This window comes from Mesorhizobium sp. Primo-A (assembly GCF_003997175.1).
Taxonomy (GTDB): domain Bacteria; phylum Pseudomonadota; class Alphaproteobacteria; order Rhizobiales; family Rhizobiaceae; genus Mesorhizobium; species Mesorhizobium ciceri.
Map to the genome: position 1 here is coordinate 223,569 of NZ_RZTG01000009.1, position 14,987 is coordinate 238,555.

Annotated in this window: 17 protein-coding genes; 6 read left to right on the forward strand and 11 right to left on the reverse strand. The window is 64.5% G+C overall.

The annotated features are described in order from the left end of the window. Positions 1-59: 59 nt before the first annotated feature. The 5 genes from EOC83_RS18475 to groES all read right to left on the reverse strand — a co-directional run bounded on the left by EOC83_RS18475 (position 60) and on the right by groES (position 3,971). Complete coding sequence (locus EOC83_RS18475) at positions 60-944, reverse strand: AraC family transcriptional regulator (protein WP_013530722.1); 885 nt, start codon at positions 942-944, stop codon at positions 60-62. A 335-nt stretch (positions 945-1,279) separates the two neighbouring features. Then, positions 1,280-1,573 (reverse strand): DUF982 domain-containing protein, encoded by a 294-nt coding sequence (locus EOC83_RS18480; protein WP_027160769.1) that lies wholly within the window; start codon positions 1,571-1,573, stop codon positions 1,280-1,282. A gap of 98 nt (positions 1,574-1,671) precedes the next feature. Then, positions 1,672-1,899: a hypothetical protein gene (locus EOC83_RS18485; RefSeq protein ID WP_013530720.1), complete on the reverse strand. Its 228-nt coding sequence runs from the start codon at positions 1,897-1,899 to the stop codon at positions 1,672-1,674. Positions 1,900-1,969: 70 nt separating this feature from the next. Further along, a complete protein-coding gene (gene groL, locus EOC83_RS18490) occupies positions 1,970-3,601 on the reverse strand; it encodes a chaperonin GroEL (RefSeq protein WP_027160770.1) in 1,632 nt (543 codons plus the stop codon). 55 nt (positions 3,602-3,656) lie between these two features. After that, a complete protein-coding gene (gene groES, locus EOC83_RS18495; RefSeq protein WP_013530718.1) occupies positions 3,657-3,971 on the reverse strand; it encodes a co-chaperone GroES in 315 nt (104 codons plus the stop codon). Between the two features lie 332 nt (positions 3,972-4,303). Here groES and EOC83_RS18500 point away from each other — a divergent pair, with 332 nt between their 5' ends. Both EOC83_RS18500 and EOC83_RS18505 read left to right on the forward strand, forming a co-directional pair. Next, positions 4,304-4,582 (forward strand): usg protein, encoded by a 279-nt coding sequence (locus EOC83_RS18500; RefSeq protein ID WP_024501657.1) that lies wholly within the window; start codon positions 4,304-4,306, stop codon positions 4,580-4,582. Between the two features lie 170 nt (positions 4,583-4,752). Then, positions 4,753-5,535 (forward strand): SDR family oxidoreductase, encoded by a 783-nt coding sequence (locus tag EOC83_RS18505; RefSeq protein ID WP_024501658.1) that lies wholly within the window; start codon positions 4,753-4,755, stop codon positions 5,533-5,535. A 133-nt stretch (positions 5,536-5,668) separates the two neighbouring features. Here EOC83_RS18505 and EOC83_RS18510 read toward each other — a convergent pair whose 3' ends face one another. Next, positions 5,669-7,171 carry an ATP-binding protein gene (locus EOC83_RS18510; protein ID WP_013530715.1) on the reverse strand — a complete coding sequence of 501 codons (1,503 nt, stop codon included), beginning with the start codon at positions 7,169-7,171 and terminating at the stop codon, positions 5,669-5,671. A gap of 208 nt (positions 7,172-7,379) precedes the next feature. On the opposite strand from EOC83_RS18510, the gene EOC83_RS18515 reads away from it, so the two are divergent. Next, positions 7,380-7,685 carry a hypothetical protein gene (locus EOC83_RS18515; RefSeq protein ID WP_013530714.1) on the forward strand — a complete coding sequence of 102 codons (306 nt, stop codon included), beginning with the start codon at positions 7,380-7,382 and terminating at the stop codon, positions 7,683-7,685. A 96-nt stretch (positions 7,686-7,781) separates the two neighbouring features. Here EOC83_RS18515 and EOC83_RS18520 read toward each other — a convergent pair whose 3' ends face one another. From EOC83_RS18520 to EOC83_RS18530, 3 genes are all read right to left on the reverse strand, one after another. Next, positions 7,782-8,612: an aldo/keto reductase gene (locus EOC83_RS18520; protein ID WP_174299083.1), complete on the reverse strand. Its 831-nt coding sequence runs from the start codon at positions 8,610-8,612 to the stop codon at positions 7,782-7,784. 161 nt (positions 8,613-8,773) lie between these two features. Next, positions 8,774-9,406, reverse strand: a complete 633-nt coding sequence (locus EOC83_RS18525) for a PQQ-binding-like beta-propeller repeat protein (protein ID WP_013530712.1) — start codon at positions 9,404-9,406, stop codon at positions 8,774-8,776. A 33-nt stretch (positions 9,407-9,439) separates the two neighbouring features. Continuing rightward, complete coding sequence (locus EOC83_RS18530) at positions 9,440-10,660, reverse strand: hypothetical protein (RefSeq protein WP_063168582.1); 1,221 nt, start codon at positions 10,658-10,660, stop codon at positions 9,440-9,442. Between the two features lie 300 nt (positions 10,661-10,960). On the opposite strand from EOC83_RS18530, the gene EOC83_RS18535 reads away from it, so the two are divergent. From EOC83_RS18535 to EOC83_RS18545, 3 genes are all read left to right on the forward strand, one after another. Beyond that, positions 10,961-11,713 (forward strand): thioredoxin family protein, encoded by a 753-nt coding sequence (locus EOC83_RS18535; protein WP_013530710.1) that lies wholly within the window; start codon positions 10,961-10,963, stop codon positions 11,711-11,713. Between the two features lie 83 nt (positions 11,714-11,796). After that, positions 11,797-12,057, forward strand: a complete 261-nt coding sequence (locus tag EOC83_RS18540; RefSeq protein ID WP_024501661.1) for a hypothetical protein — start codon at positions 11,797-11,799, stop codon at positions 12,055-12,057. Positions 12,058-12,097: 40 nt separating this feature from the next. After that, positions 12,098-13,102: an NAD(P)-dependent alcohol dehydrogenase gene (locus tag EOC83_RS18545; protein ID WP_063168583.1), complete on the forward strand. Its 1,005-nt coding sequence runs from the start codon at positions 12,098-12,100 to the stop codon at positions 13,100-13,102. A 62-nt stretch (positions 13,103-13,164) separates the two neighbouring features. On the opposite strand, the gene EOC83_RS18550 is transcribed toward EOC83_RS18545, so the two are convergent. Together EOC83_RS18550 and EOC83_RS18555 are read right to left on the reverse strand one after the other, a co-directional pair. After that, the gene (locus EOC83_RS18550; RefSeq protein WP_063168584.1) at positions 13,165-14,163 is read right to left on the reverse strand and encodes a bestrophin family ion channel; all 999 of its coding nucleotides are present in this window, start codon (positions 14,161-14,163) and stop codon (positions 13,165-13,167) included. Between the two features lie 56 nt (positions 14,164-14,219). Next, the gene (locus EOC83_RS18555) at positions 14,220-14,840 is read right to left on the reverse strand and encodes a TetR/AcrR family transcriptional regulator (protein WP_024501664.1); all 621 of its coding nucleotides are present in this window, start codon (positions 14,838-14,840) and stop codon (positions 14,220-14,222) included. Positions 14,841-14,987: the final 147 nt, after the last annotated feature.

Genomic DNA, 14,987 nt, shown 5'->3' on the forward strand with positions numbered 1-14,987 from the left:
CGGCTCACGTCCGTCATGCAAAAGAAAAATCCTCCCTTGGTTCCTCCCTGGCTCCTCCGTTAAGCGGCTTTTCCCGCGTTGATGTTGTCGGCCAGCAGGCGCCTGAAGCGCGAGGGCGGCATGCCCTTCTCCGCCAGGAACTGCCGGTTGAAATTGGACAGGTTGTTGAAGCCGACCTCGTAGCAGATGTCGGTGATCGAGGCCTGCTCGTCGCTCATCAGGATCTGGCAGGCGAGATTGATGCGCAGCCGCTTGACATACTGCACCAGCGACATGCCGGTGTGGCGGCGAAACGAGCGCGAGAAGGCCCCGGTCGACTGGCCGGCGATGGCGGCGAGATCCGCCTCGTCGAACAGCTGCGTCAGGTTCTCCCTGATATAGGCGAGCGCCTTGTTCATGCCGGCGGTCATGTAGCCCGACGGATCGGGCCGATAGCTGGCGCTGGCCAGCAGCTGGAATTCCTGGGCGCGGCTTAGCAGGCCGGCGATCATCATGAACAGCTCGATGCGGCGCACGCCCTGCGCCTGCATCATCTCTTCCATCAATGGCGCCAGCGCCTTGCTGGTGCGGTTGGAAAACAGCACGCCGCGCCGCGACGCCTCGAGCAGAGCCGCAAGCCCCGCCAGCTCCGGCAGCACATGCATGGCATCGCCGATGAAACTTTCGGAAAACTGAATGATGCGGCCGCGCAGCGGGATCGAGCTGTCCTTGGGGATGTCGCTGACCCAATTGTGCGGCAGGTTCGGCCCCGTCAGCACCAGATTGCCCGGCTCGAACTCGCCGATGAAGTCGCCGACGAAATAGCGGCCGTTGGTGAAGATTACCTGATGCAGTTCATATTCTGGATGGAAGTGCCAGCGCACCGTATGGAAGGGGTAGCCATGCGACCACGCCTTGAAGGACTCCCCGCGTCGTATCTGGACAACTTCCAGGTCCGGTTCCATGTCCGTTTCCTCCCGGCCGGCACGGATATTTGCCGCGTTCGGCCCAATTCCCTAAACCGGCCGAATTGGTTTCGGCTCTGCATTTCAAGAGCCACGGTACCGGCTCATGACAACAGGCGCCACCACGATTCAAGACAATGGATGATACTTTTTTAACCGGAAGGGCGCGCTCAGAGGCGCTATTCGGGCAGAACAGGTCAGTCTTGCTGACGCGTTCGCTCGACTGACCAACGAGAACACTACCGCCCGAAACGGAATTCCAACGTGTCCGGTGGGCGCCTGGCCTATCGCAAGAACAGCGTGTTCAGGCGCTGTTGCAGCGCCGTCATCGTAGTTCAGCTGGTGCGCAGCGCACCACCCGCCACCGTCGCGAGCGGCGTAACCATGTCAGGCACCAGTATGTCGTGGCGGCGCGCGAAGCTGACCAGCGTGGCCCGCACCGTCTCCGGATCGATTTCGCCGACGATGCCCGCCTTGCAAGCGTTGAGTGCGATGGCATGGGCGCCGTTGCGGCCGGCGCTCGGCCAGTCCTGCAGCAGTGCATAGGCTTCCATCACGCTGTCGATCATCCTCGGAAAGCCCATTCCGACCAGAAGTGTGACCGGTTCTTCGAATTGCCCGCGATTCATGGCTTGTACCTCCTCTCGATTGTTCAGGGCCTGCAGCGGGCCGAACACCGGGAAGCACGGCCCGCCGCGGATAGGTGAAGGGACTGGCCGATTTCCGTTCAGCCGCTGCCGGCGGATACCTCGGATGTTGCCGACACTTGCTGCGCTGCGAGGAACATCAGTGCCGACGCCGCGGTTCGCCGGTTCCAGCCGGCGGCTTCAGCCATGTCGAGCAGCCCTGCCAGCAGCGGCTTCAGCACGTTCCTGCATTCTGTTTCATAGGCCAGGAATTCCTTCGCTTGATGCGTAGGAGCCGGTACGGATCCGAGGCCAGCCATTGCATCCATCTTTACCTCCACTCTCTCTTCGACTGACGCCCGCTCCCCGCCAGGGGAGCGGGCGGATTGGGCCGCGACTTCAGAAGTCCATGCCGGCGCCGGCGGGCATTGCCGGGGCGGCGGCTTCCTTCTTCGGCTTCTCGGCCACCATCGCCTCCGTGGTCACCAGCAGGCCGGCGACCGATGCCGCGTCCTGGAGGGCGGTGCGCACCACCTTGGCCGGGTCGATAACGCCCTGGCCGAAGAGATCGCCGAATTCATTGGTCTGGGCGTTCCAGCCCCAGCCGAATTCGCTTTTCTCGCGCAGCTTGCCGACAATGATCGAGCCTTCGGCGCCGGCATTCTCGGCGATCTGCCGGACCGGCGTTTCGATGGCACGGCGCACGATGTCGACACCTGTCCTCTGGTCCGAATTGTCGGTCTGCACGGTATCGAGCGCCTTGGCCGCCCGCAGCAAGGCGACGCCGCCGCCGGGCAGCACGCCCTCCTCGACGGCCGCGCGGGTTGCATGCAGTGCGTCGTCGACACGGTCCTTGCGCTCCTTGACCTCGACCTCGGTCGAGCCGCCGACCCGGATCACCGCAACGCCGCCTGCGAGCTTGGCCAGCCGCTCCTGCAGCTTCTCGCGGTCATAGTCGGAGGTGGTCTCCTCGATCTGCGCCTTGATCTGTGCGACACGGCCCTGGATCTCTTCCTTGCGGCCGACACCATCGACGATGGTGGTGTTTTCCTTCTCGATCACCACCTTCTTGGCGCGGCCCAGCATCTGCAGCGTTACATTTTCCAGTTTGATGCCGAGATCATCCGAGATCGCGGTGCCGCCGGTGAGAATGGCGATGTCCTCCAGCATGGCCTTGCGGCGGTCGCCGAAGCCCGGCGCCTTGACGGCCGCGACCTTGAGGCCGCCGCGCAGCTTGTTGACGACCAGCGTGGCAAGCGCCTCGCCCTCCACATCCTCGGCGATGATCAGGAGCGGCTTGCCAGACTGCACCACGGCTTCGAGCACGGGCAGCATCGCTTGCAGATTGGAGAGTTTCTTCTCGTGGATCAGCACATAGGGCTCGTCGAGCTCCACGCGCATCTTGTCCTGGTTGGTGATGAAATAGGGCGAGAGGTAGCCGCGATCGAACTGCATGCCTTCCACGACTTCGAGTTCGGTCTCGGCGGTCTTGGCCTCCTCCACCGTGATGACGCCTTCATTGCCGACCTTCTCCATCGCCTCAGCGAGGAAGCGGCCGATTTCGGCATCGCCATTGGCGGAGATGGTGCCGACCTGCGCGATCTCGTCGTTTCGAGTGACCTTGCGGGCATTGGTCTTCAGTTCGGCGACCACCGCATCGACCGCCTTGTCGATGCCGCGCTTCAGATCCATCGGGTTCATACCCGAGGCAACCGCCTTGGCCCCTTCCCTGACGATCGCCTGTGCAAGCACCGTTGCGGTCGTCGTGCCATCGCCGGCAAGGTCGTTGGTCTTGGAGGCCACCTCACGCACCATCTGGGCGCCCATGTTCTCGAACTTGTCCTCCAGTTCGATCTCCTTGGCGACGGTGACGCCGTCCTTGGTGATGCGCGGCGCGCCGAACGACTTGTCGATGACCACATTGCGCCCCTTGGGACCGAGCGTCACCTTCACCGCATTGGCAAGGATGTCGACGCCGCGCAGCATCTTCTCGCGCGCTTCGGTATGGAATTTCACTTCTTTGGCAGCCATTGGATCACTCCTTTATCTAGGCAGCATTCGTTGACTGGTTGGATACAAGAAGCCGTCAGGCGGCCTTCTTCACTTCGGCGATCTCATCGATGATACCCATCACGTCGCTTTCCTTCATGATGAGCAGGTCCTCGCCGTCGAGTTTGATCTCGGTGCCGGACCATTTGCCGAACAGGATGCGGTCGCCGACCTTGACATCGAGTTCGACAAGCTTGCCGCTGTCGTCGCGCGCGCCGGGACCGACGGCGAGCACTTCGCCTTCCTGCGGTTTTTCCTTTGCGGTATCGGGGATGATGATGCCGCCGGAGGTCTTCTCCTCGGCTTCAAGGCGGCGGACCAGAATACGGTCATGCAATGGACGGAACGCCATGTCGTTCTCCTCGTGGACAAACAGGTTTTGAGGTTCCTCCGCACCGAACCGGCAATATCGGACCGGTGCGGAACGCCGCGACCCTTCGTCAGGCATCGCGGCGCATATCGAGCTAGTTTTGCCCTTTTTCGGTTTCAAGAGACCAGCGCAAAAATTTTTATATTCGACAAGAAAGAGCGCCAAGACACTGTTATGGCGTGGCTATTTTCGGAACCCGCGAGCTTCTCGCGGCGTTGTTTAAAGAGGGACAGAACCAATCGCCCCGGCCCGGCATTGGGCGGGTTCGACACAAATGCCGCCGGCTCGATGCCTCAGCGGAGAAGGAGAAAGACATGGCCGATACGGTCAGCAACGAATTCCGCCTGCAAATGGAAGGTTATGGCCTGACGACGGCCGAAATCCACTATTACCTGCCCGATCATCCAAGCCTGCTTCAGCTCTATGTCTGGCAGGACTATGATCTCGCTCCAGCCTTTCCCGAACTCAAGGGTTTTCTCCAATATTGGGAGCGCGAACTCGATGGTCCGCTCCACTCGGTTCGCGTTGCTCATCACCAGCTCATCCAGCCTTCGGAATGGCGGGCCGTCGAGGGCATAATCACGGTCCACTAGGGTCTTTGCGACGGCCTCCGCTACGTAGGGAATCACGACATTGGGGCAGGCTCTCGCCGGCCCCACGCAGCGCGACAGCCAACAACCTCCACTCCAAGATTTCCAATTTCCGTATTGTAAAACGATCGCGCCGCGCTAGCCTGAAATCAGATGCGAGGCGGGGAAGAGGAATGGAGCTCCAACTCAACGGCAAGGTGGCGCTGGTCACCGGCTCGACGCAAGGCATTGGCCGCGCCATCGCCGAGACGCTGGCGCGCTGCGGCGCGGGCGGCCTGCTCGTCACCGGGCGCGAGAAGACGCGCGGCGATGCCGTTGCGGAAGAGCTTTCGCGGCTCGGCACGCCGACGGTTTTCGTCGCCGCCGACCTCGCCGACCCGGCAGCCCCTGCCCTTTTGGCGCAAGCCTGCATCGAGCGCTTCGGCCGCATCGATGCGCTGGTCAACGCCGCAGGGCTGACCGACCGGGCCTCGTTCCTCGATGCCGATCTCGACGGCTGGGCCTCGCTGTTCGCGGTCAACGCGCGGGCGCCGTTCTTCCTCATGCAGGCGGCCATCGCCGACATGAAGAAGCGCGGAGAGCGCGGCGCCATCGTCAACATCCTGTCGATCAACGACCATTGCGGCTCGCCGGAGCTCGCCGTCTATTCCGCCAGCAAGGGCGCGCTGGCCACGCTGACCAAAAACGCCGCCAACGCCCATCGCTTCGATCGCATCCGCGTCAACGGCATCAATGTCGGCTGGACCGACACGCCGGCCGAACGCGTCATGCAAGCCGACACGCTGGGCAACGGGCCGGGCTGGCTCGATGCCGCCAACGCCTCGCAACCCTTCGGCCGCCTGTTCTCGACCAGCGATATCGCCAACCTCGCCGTCTTCCTGCTTTCGGATGCTGCCGGGCCGATGACCGGCACGCTCGTCGATCAGGAACAGTGGGTGATTGGGGCGAACCGGTGAGCGCCATCGAAACGCAAGCGCCTGCATGACGCATCTCGCCGTCGGCGATTTCACGGTTGCCATCAGAAATTTGTCGCGATGACGGTGACTGAAAAAGCCTATCGCATCATTCGCTCAAAGCACCCGCGCCGCCTCACAGCGCCAGGCTTCCCTGCTCCACCTCCTCGGCATTCGGATCTCCCGGTGCGGTGGCCCAGGCCAATTCGACCAGTGTCACGGTGCGCCGGCCTGTCCCGTCGAGTTGGCAGACGATGAGGCCCTGCTCCTCGATATAGGTCAAGAGGCGCCGGGCGCGGCGCAGCGAGTGCGAGCCGTAGGCGCGGGCGATCGCGGCGTCGCTCGGGCAAGGCCAGCCCTCCTTCGCCGCGCGGGCAATCATCATGAACACGCCCTGCATGTCGTCGGGCAGCAGCGACGCGCGGACGGAAACGTCCCGCCATGCGTCGTCCTGTGTCGTCTCTGACCCAAGGCCGGCCCGGGCGCGCGTCAGCATGCGGCGGAACTCCGGCAGGTCGGGCACGACCGAGGCCAGGCCTTCGATGCGGCAGCGGACCACGAACTCCTGATAGAGCACGCCGATCACGCGAAAACCCGCGTCGGGCTGCGCCAGGATGGCGCGCAGCACACGGTCCACGCGCTCGCGGCGCTCGGCCAGATCCTCGGCGCTGACTTGCGGCTCCGCCGGTTCGGGGCGGATTTCCAAGGCCGCCGACTTCGCCGCCATCAACTGGTCGAGCAGGTCCGGCGACGCCGGGCGACGCGGCGTGCGCACCGTTTCGGGCGGCGGCGCCGCCAGGATGATCGCGCGTGCATCCTCGAGTGCTGCTTCCGGCATCGCCATCAGCCGCGGCGTTCCGTTGCGCGGGCTCGTATCCGTCGGGCCGATGCGCAGGCCCAGCGGACGGCGCGACAGCGCCGGGCCGAGCGCCATGAACTGCCCGCGTTCCAGGTCGCGAAACGCCTCCGCCTGGCGCCGCTCCATGCCCAGAAGGTCGGCGGCACGCGCCATGTCGATATCGAGGAAGGTGCGGCCCATGAGAAAGTTGGACGCCTCGGCGGCGACGTTCTTGGCGAGCTTTGCCAGCCGCTGGGTGGCGATGATGCCGGCCAGCCCGCGCTTTCGGCCACGGCACATCAAATTGGTCATCGCGCCGAGCGAGAGCTTTCGCGCCTCGTCGGAAACCTCGCCGGCCACCGCCGGCGCGAACAGCTGCGCCTCGTCCACCACCACCAGCATCGGGTACCAGTGGTCACGGGCGACCTCGAACAGCCCGCCGAGGAAGGCGGCGGCACGCCGCATCTGGTTCTCGGCGTCGAGCCCTTCGAGATTGAGCACGGTGGAGACGCGATGCATGCGCGCCCGCTCGCCTGCCGCCTGCAGGCCGCGCTCGGTATGCTGCTCGGCATCGATCACCAGATGGCCGTAACGGTCGCCCAGCGAAACGAAGTCGCCCTCGGGATCGATGATGGTCTGCTGCACCCAGGGCGCGCTCTGCTCCAGCAGGCGCCGCAGCAGATGCGACTTGCCGGAGCCCGAATTGCCCTGCACCAAAAGGCGCGTCGCGAGCAGTTCCTCGAGATCCAGCTTCGCCGGGGCGCCTGCGGTCGTCTGTCCCATCTCGATCGCAACGGTCATCTCGACTCAGGCGCTCCTTTCGCAGACGGGCTTATCAACTGGGTCACGGCCCGTCGAGCGTGCATGACCGCCCGCGGCGTGTTGCGCACAACTGTGCAGGCACCGTCTGGAGGGGTCATCAGCCGATGCCTGGCGCAAACTTTGGGTTGACCCCTTCGGACCACGAGGCGACACTCCTCCCAACGCTACGAGTGCGAGGAGGAATGCGATGGACGAGCCCGAACGGTGGCGCCACATGTCGACGGCGCCGAAGGACGGCAGCCGCATCCTGGTCACTGTGCGTCCGTCCGAGCAGGGACCGGCGGAAGTCGACCTTGCCTATTGGTCGCGTGCCGACCAGTTCGCCTCGGAAGGCTGGCGCGCGTCGGACTCTTCGCCCGGGCGCGTCATCGAATACGCCGACCCGGAACTGAAATGCTGGATGCCGCTGCCCACCGCCAACCTTAGCCGCGCGTCGATGCCGGCGCCCTGGGAAGGCGAAGACGCCCAGCAGTTGGATGGGTCCGGGATTTGAGGGGCGCAAGAAATTGGCGAAAGCCGCAAAGCTGCCAATCTCCCCCCTCGTGGGGGAGATTAGCAGTTTCGTTGCCAGCTCGTTAAAACTTGCCTCTCAGAACAGGAACGCGGCTGTGGCGGGGTTGGGTCCGTTGCGGCCCTCGGGCGAATCCATGCCGCGGATCGTCTGCAGGTCCTGCGCATCCAGTTCGAAATCGAAGACATCGAAATTGGCGGCGATGCGATCCCTGCGGATCGACTTTGGAATGACGATCAGCCCCTCCTGGAGATGCCAGCGGATGATCGCCTGTGCGACGGACTTGCCATGTTTTTTGGCGATGCCTGCAATGGTCGGATCGCCGAGCAGCCGGCCGCTGCCCAGAGGGCTCCAGCTTTCGATACGGATGTCGTGCTTGGCATGAAAGTCCCTGACACCGCGCTGCTGGAACTGGGGATGCAGCTCGATCTGGTTGACGACGGGCGTCACACCGGTCTCGCCGATGATCCGCTCCAGATGGTCCTGGTTGAAGTTCGAAACGCCGATCGATTTGATGCGGCCGGCCTGCCTGAGTTCGACCAGCGTCTTCCAGGCCTCGACATATTTGTCCTGGCTGGGCACAGGCCAGTGGATCAGGAACAGGTCGATCTGTTCGACGCCGAGCTTCTCCATCGTCTCGTCGAAGGCGCGCAAGGCCGCATCGCGCTGGTGCGCGCCGTTGCGCAGTTTCGAGGTGATGAACAGCTCAGCCCGCGGCACGCCGGCACTGCGGATCGCCTCTCCGACCCCTTCCTCGTTCTGATAGCCTTCGGCGGTGTCGATCAGGCGATAGCCGGCCTCGATGCCCCAACCCACCACGTCGGCGGTGATGTCCTGGTCGACCTGCCACACACCGAGGCCGAGTTGGGGAATGGCGGAGCCGTCGTTCAATGCAATCTGTTCGGGCATGGTGGGCTGTTCAGGCATGAGGGATCCTTTGCAAAGCTGGGCCGGGCGTCCGCCCGGCGCACAGCCTATCTAGGTCCGACAAGGGGCAACGGCCAGCCGACAGCGGACAAATTGCCGTGTGAAGTGCGCCTGCAAGTGTGACTTCGGCGTCGGCCGCATCCTCACCGCGGCCGGCGCACCGCCCGCACCACCCCGGCGGATGTGCTGCCGCAATAAAGGCGGTCGCCGCCATCGGATTCCAGCCCCGACACGCCCATCCCGGCCGGCATGTCGAGCTTCTCCAGAACCTTGCCTGATTTCGGGTCGACGCGGCGCAGGTCGCTCTGGTCGCCTTCCCAGGTGGCGTGCCACAGCTCGCCCTCGACCCATGTCACCCCGGTGACGAAGCGGTTGGATTCGATGGTGCGCAGGATCGCACCGGTTTCCGGGTCGACCTGGTGGATCTTGCGTTCGCGGTATTGTCCCACCCAGAGCGTTCCTTCGGCCCAGGTCAGCCCGGAATCGCCGCCACCACCGGGCGCCGGAATAGTCGCCAACACCTGGCCGGTATCAGGGTCGATCTTCTGTATCAGGTCGTTGGCAAGCTGGAAGAAATGCTGGCCGTCCCAGGCGGTGCCGGCATGCGCCGCGACATCGATCGAGCGCAGGTTCTGCCCGCTCTCCGGATCGAAGGCGTTCAGCTTCTCGCCCGAGGCAAACCAGACATTGCTGCCGTCAAAGCTCACCCCATGCACCCTCTCCACATCGGCAAAGGGTCCGTATTCGCGCAGGATTTCGGCCGTTGACTGTTTCATGTCCTTGTCCTCATTGAGATCCGATGTCACTTCCTAACCGTTCGGCAGCGGGGCCGGGAGTAACAAGGTGGTCGTGAATCCCACCAGTGGAGGCGTCATCCAGCGGCGCGCCCGGCCGTGACCGAAAAACTGCACCTTGCCGGCCTCGCCAAGCTGCTCCAACGCCCGCTGCACGCTGCGCTGCCCGGTGCCAAGCGCCAGCGCCAACGCCGAACTCGCCCAGGATTCACCGTCGGCAAGGAAAGCCAGCACCGCCGCGTGCCGCTCCTCGATCGGCCGCGCCAGCACCAGCACCTCGCGTGCCTGGCGCGGCGCCAGCGCGAAGCCCTGGCTGGTGGCGCCGATGTCGGCCAAGCCCCGCAATTCGGTGCGCAGCCGGCCGATCTCGACCCGCAGCCGCGCCCGATGCGATTCATCGGCGTGCCTGCCGCCGAAGGCTTGCGCGATCAGCGTCGCCCTGGACACATCGCCTGGCCACGCTTCGGCGAGCGTACGGGCCAGCGCGAACAGAACCGGGCGCGTGGCCAGCGAGACCGTTTTCTCCTGTTGGCGCACGACATATCGGAAATTATCGACCAGCAGCGCCGGCGACGCCTGCAACGCCTCGACGTCCTCAAGCAGCAACGGGCGCTGCTCGCCAGCCGCGATCAGCCGCGCCGCCGGCGTGTCCAGCGCCAGGAATGCGCGGTCGACTTCAGCGATGAGCCCCGCAATGCCGGCCTGGCGGGCGGCGTGGCGTGCCCACTCCAACGCCCTGCGCGCCGGCTTCGTCTTGAGGCGCCGCATCGCGATGCCGGCGACGGCAAGTTCGTGGGCGGCGCGCGAGGCCGGCGGAAGCGGTGCCGGGTCGAGCCCCGCCAGCACGTCTTCGGCCTCGTCGAGACGGCCGATCAATAGCAGGCGCCGCACCTTGAGGTGGCCGGCATGCGCTGCGTTCAGCCGGTCGCCATGCTTTTCCAGCGTCGCCCGCGCCGCATCCAAAGCCTTGGCCGGCCAGCCGAGATCCCGCGAGACCAGCGCGATCTCGGCCTCGGCAACGACGCATCTGGCACGCGCTACCGCCTCTTTCGGGCCGAAGCCGCGCGCGGCACGCCGCAGCAGCGCCTTGGCGCGATCGAGATCACCGAGCTGCGCCATGGCAATGCCGCGCAGCGCCAGCGCCGGCGGGTCTTCGCGCAAGGCGACGCGATCCAGCGCGCCGAGCGGGTCGCCTCCGGCCAGTGCCAGCGCAGCCGCGGTGATCAGCGAATCCATTCAAATCCCGTCACACTTGTAACTCCCACCCTTGTGCGTCGCCGCCCTAACTTAAATCCGTACCGTCAACCGGCAAGCCGCATCGGCAACTATCGGCAACGCGCGGCACGCCAAGGGAGAACCGACAATGCCAACCGACACTCCTCTCCACCCGGCCGAAGGCACCGTGAGGATGCGCCACCCCTGCTGCGACGGGCCGGCTCCTGCAAATCCCGTCACACTTGTAACTCCCACCCTCCCGCTTCACCGCCCTATTCTGGCTGACAGCAAGCGACAACAGACTGGCAAAGGAGACGACCAATGACCAAGCACATCGCAATGAAGACCCCGCCGATCGTTTCGAGGCAGGACTGGGAAGCCGCCCGCGAACAGATGCTGGTGAAGGAAAAGGCAACACTGCGCGCCAAGGACGCATTGGCCGCCGAGCGCCGGCGCATGCCGTGGATGGAAGTCGACAAGGCCTATGTGTTCGAGGGACCGAACGGCAGAGCGAGCCTGCTCGATCTGTTCGAAGGCCGCCGCCAGCTGATCGTCTATCGCGCCTTCTTCGAGCCCGGCGTGCATGGCTGGCCCGATCACGCCTGCCGCGGCTGTTCGCTGGGCGCCGACCAGGTCGGCCACCTCGCCCATCTCAACGCCCGCAACACCACGCTTGCCTACGCTTCGCGTGCCCCGCAGGCCGACATTGCGCGGCTGAAGCAGCGGATGGGCTGGCAGATGCCCTGGTACACAATCACTGACAGTTTCGACAAGGACTTCGGTGTCGACGAATGGCACGGCCACAACGTCTTCATCCGTGACGGCGATCGCATCTTCCGCACCTACTTGATTAACAGCCGCGGCGACGAAGCGATGGGCACCGTCTGGAGCTATCTCGACGCGACGCCGCTCGGCCGCCAGGAAATCTGGGAGGATTCGCCCGAAGGCTATCCGCAGACTCCACTCTACTCCTGGTGGAACTGGCACGACAATTACGACGCCGGGGCCGACAAGAAATGGGAAGAAGTGTCTGCTGCCGGCGAGGCCGCATTCCGCGACAAGGGCGAGCAGTAACGGTTGTCCAGTCTGGGTTCCTCTCCCCACTCCGTGGAGAGAGGAACCTGTCGTGGCTGGCATGATCATCAAGGATCAAGGCGATGAGCGATATCCACACAGGTGCCGGCAGCACGATCCCAGAAGCCGCCACCCTCGGGCTGGCCGACTGGCTTTGCCTTGCCGCGGCACCGACCTTCGCCGTGATGGCGCTGCTCACCTGCATCTTCAGCGGCGATGCGGCCATGCAGTGCATGGGCACCGACGCCTCGCCCCTCACGGGCATGGCTGCGATGTATCTGCTGATGAGCGCCTTTCATCTGGCGCCCTGGCTGCGGGTGATCTCCGGCCGGCAGGCCCGCTAGGCCCTTCCAATTCTAGACACCCCACACATCGGAGAAGACAATGAGACTGGTCAGGCTGAGAGCGCCGGGCGGCTTGGGCAATCTCGACCTGGTCGAGGAAGATCCGCCCCAACCAGGGCCGGGCGAGGTGCTGGTCAGGATCCGGGCCTGCGCGTTGAACATGCGCGACGACTTTGCCGTGCAAGGCAAGATGCCTCTCGCCGACGGCCGCGTTCCGCTCTCCGACGGCGCCGGCGAAGTGATTGCCCTCGGCGACGGTGTCGATGCACTCAGGCCCGGAGACAGCGTCGTCAGCGTCTTCTATCCCTGGTGGCTGCGCGGTGACATGACGCCCTGCACCCGGCGCGATATTCCGGGAGACAGTTTCGACGGCTTCGCCAGCGAGTATGTCTGCATGCCGGCGCATGCTTTCACCAGGGCACCGGCAGGCTATACGCATGTCGAGGCGGCGTCGCTCACCTGCACGGGCGTTACTGCCTGGCGCGGCCTGATTGTGTGCGGCAAGGTGAAGCCGGGCGACGCAGTGCTGGTCCTCGGTTCGGGCAGCGTATCGCTGTTCGCGCTGCAATTCGCCAAGGCCGCCGGCGCCCGGGTCATCGCCACCTCATCCGACGAGCAGAAGCTGGAAAGGCTCAAGCGCCTCGGAGCCGACGCCGTCATCAACTACAAGTCCGTCCCGGACTGGGGCCGCAAGGCCAAGGATCTGACGGGCGGGCGCGGCGTCGATCACGTGATCGAGGTCGGCGGACCCGCCACGCTGGCGCAGTCGATTATCGCCTGCCGCACGGGCGGTCACATCGCGCTGGTCGGCGTCCTGACCGGCTTTGCGGCGGAAGTGTCTATCCCAGCCCTGTTTTCCAACCAGATCCGCATCAGCGGCATTTCCATCGGCAGCCGGGCCGACCAGGAGGATATGATCCGCGCGATAGAGTCCAACAGGCTGAAGCCCGTCATAGACCGCCACTTTCCGCTGCAGGACATCGCCACCGCCTTCGCTCATTACGAATCCCGAAAGCATTTCGGCAAGGTCTGCCTTGACGTTTGAGCGTTCTCCGCCAGCAGCACGATGAAGGGGACCGCCGGGGCCGCGCCTCGTCGTGATCCTGCCTAGGTCGCGATGTCGTTGACCGGCAGCAGGGGCTTGGGAAGGTCGCTCTCGCCGAGCCCGCTACGCAACTCGATCTCGATGTCGCGGCAGATCTGCGAGATCGGAACGTCGTTGGCATTGCCCTCGAACGGGTTGGCGCTGCTTTCGCCGACCTGGTCGAGAGACATGTAGGCCCAGCCGAGCAGCGTGCTGAACGGGATCGTCAGCCAGATCGCTATCGACCCGAGCGCGCCACCCAGTTTGCCCATATCGGCAAAGACGGGAACGACCCCGAACGGCAACAGTGTGCAGAAGATCATGACGAACATCGAACTGACGATGGCGTATTGCCGGGGATAGGGATTGTTCTTGATGCGATCGCAGCGCGCCTGCTGGTCATGGAAGTCGCGGATCAGCTTGGTCAGTTCGCCATAGATCTGAGGAGGGAGCTTTGTGTCCTTGAACAGCGCATTGACCTGGACAGATTGCAGTTCGAGCAGGGCTATCGCCGGCTGGGGCGATTTCAGGACGTCCTCGGCCTGTTCGGCGAGCAGCGGACGCAATTCGTCGCCGACCGAGCTCGCATCCTCATGGATACGGTAGCGCCGCCGGTATTCGATATTGGCGGCCCGCGCCATGGACTCCCATGGCATCGGCCGGCGCAGGGAAAAGCGCAATGCCGTCATCCAGGCGATGTGGCGATAGATGAGCTGTCTGGCCGTCGGCGCGTCGAGGAAATCCCTGCAGAAATTGGACCACAAACGGCTGCTGGCCGTAATTTGCGTAAAAGCCTGCAGCGCGTCGCTGCTGCGGGTGAACACCTGCGAATTCTTGAACCCGGCGACGAGTGACACGGTGGTGCCAAGCACCAGCACCACCGACCATGGCACCGAAAACCCGGCGATGCCTGGAAGACGGTAGGCCGCCACGGCCAGACCGCTCACCACCACCATGTAGATGACGCTGCGCCGCGACCACAGCGCGAAATCGATCAGTTTGTAGGAACGGCCTACATACATCGTATCCCCTCAACTCATCGATAGGTCTGGTTTTGCACGGCCGGAATCTGGTCGCCTCATTGTGCCTTTGCAGCCCCGAACCGCAACCCGTCCATCAACAGCTTGACCAGCCGGCGCGAGCGGTCGCGCCATTCGGGGGTGTCGGGCGCTGAATAGATGCCGCCCAGCGCGTGCAGCACGTCGGAAGCGTCGACGTCGCCGCGGATGGTGCCGTCGGCCACCGCCGCCTCGACCAGGCGTCGCAAGGCTTGCGACACCCGGCCGAACGTGTCGGAAAACAGCGTCGAATTGGTGGTGAGCACAATGCGCAGGCTGGTCGCCAGGCCGCGCTTGGTGGCGATGTAGTCGACGAAGCGCTGCATCCACTGTTCCAGCGCGACATCGGACGGATGTTTTTGGGCAAGCTCGCCGGCGGCCGCGCACAGCGCCTCCACCTCACGACGATAGACCACCTCGACCAGATGCTCGCGCGTCGGGAAATGCCGGTAGAGCGTGCCGATGCCGACGCCGGCGCGGCGCGCGATCTCCTCCAGCGAGCCATCGATGCCGCGCTCGGCAAAGACTGACACCGCCACCTCGACCAGCCGGTCGCGGTTGCGCCGCGCATCGGCGCGCAGCGGCTTTGCGTCTACGGCCTCGGCCTTCTGTTCAGCAATGGCGGACGGCTCGCTGGCCAATTTTTTCTCCACATCGTGTCAGGGGGCTTGAATCCGGCAGGGTCAGCCACCACGTAATAAACGGAGGCGCCTCCGTTTTAGTGGAGCACCTTTATCATATAATCAGGAGAACCGGTATGTCACGTCTTTCGAACACGCAAGCCGACA

Excerpts from the sequence above, each read along its gene's own strand:
- EOC83_RS18475 (WP_013530722.1), bottom strand. The coding sequence starts at position 944 with ATGGAACCGGACCTGGAAGTTGTCCAGATACGACGCGGGGAGTCCTTC.
- EOC83_RS18480 (WP_027160769.1), bottom strand. The coding sequence starts at position 1,573 with ATGAATCGCGGGCAATTCGAAGAACCGGTCACACTTCTGGTCGGAATG.
- EOC83_RS18485 (WP_013530720.1), bottom strand. The coding sequence starts at position 1,899 with ATGGATGCAATGGCTGGCCTCGGATCCGTACCGGCTCCTACGCATCAA.
- groL (WP_027160770.1), bottom strand. The coding sequence starts at position 3,601 with ATGGCTGCCAAAGAAGTGAAATTCCATACCGAAGCGCGCGAGAAGATG.
- groES (WP_013530718.1), bottom strand. The coding sequence starts at position 3,971 with ATGGCGTTCCGTCCATTGCATGACCGTATTCTGGTCCGCCGCCTTGAA.
- EOC83_RS18500 (WP_024501657.1), top strand. The coding sequence starts at position 4,304 with ATGGCCGATACGGTCAGCAACGAATTCCGCCTGCAAATGGAAGGTTAT.
- EOC83_RS18505 (WP_024501658.1), top strand. The coding sequence starts at position 4,753 with ATGGAGCTCCAACTCAACGGCAAGGTGGCGCTGGTCACCGGCTCGACG.
- EOC83_RS18510 (WP_013530715.1), bottom strand. The coding sequence starts at position 7,171 with ATGACCGTTGCGATCGAGATGGGACAGACGACCGCAGGCGCCCCGGCG.
- EOC83_RS18515 (WP_013530714.1), top strand. The coding sequence starts at position 7,380 with ATGGACGAGCCCGAACGGTGGCGCCACATGTCGACGGCGCCGAAGGAC.
- EOC83_RS18520 (WP_174299083.1), bottom strand. The coding sequence starts at position 8,612 with ATGCCCGAACAGATTGCATTGAACGACGGCTCCGCCATTCCCCAACTC.
- EOC83_RS18525 (WP_013530712.1), bottom strand. The coding sequence starts at position 9,406 with ATGAAACAGTCAACGGCCGAAATCCTGCGCGAATACGGACCCTTTGCC.
- EOC83_RS18530 (WP_063168582.1), bottom strand. The coding sequence starts at position 10,660 with ATGGATTCGCTGATCACCGCGGCTGCGCTGGCACTGGCCGGAGGCGAC.
- EOC83_RS18535 (WP_013530710.1), top strand. The coding sequence starts at position 10,961 with ATGACCAAGCACATCGCAATGAAGACCCCGCCGATCGTTTCGAGGCAG.
- EOC83_RS18540 (WP_024501661.1), top strand. The coding sequence starts at position 11,797 with ATGAGCGATATCCACACAGGTGCCGGCAGCACGATCCCAGAAGCCGCC.
- EOC83_RS18545 (WP_063168583.1), top strand. The coding sequence starts at position 12,098 with ATGAGACTGGTCAGGCTGAGAGCGCCGGGCGGCTTGGGCAATCTCGAC.
- EOC83_RS18550 (WP_063168584.1), bottom strand. The coding sequence starts at position 14,163 with ATGTATGTAGGCCGTTCCTACAAACTGATCGATTTCGCGCTGTGGTCG.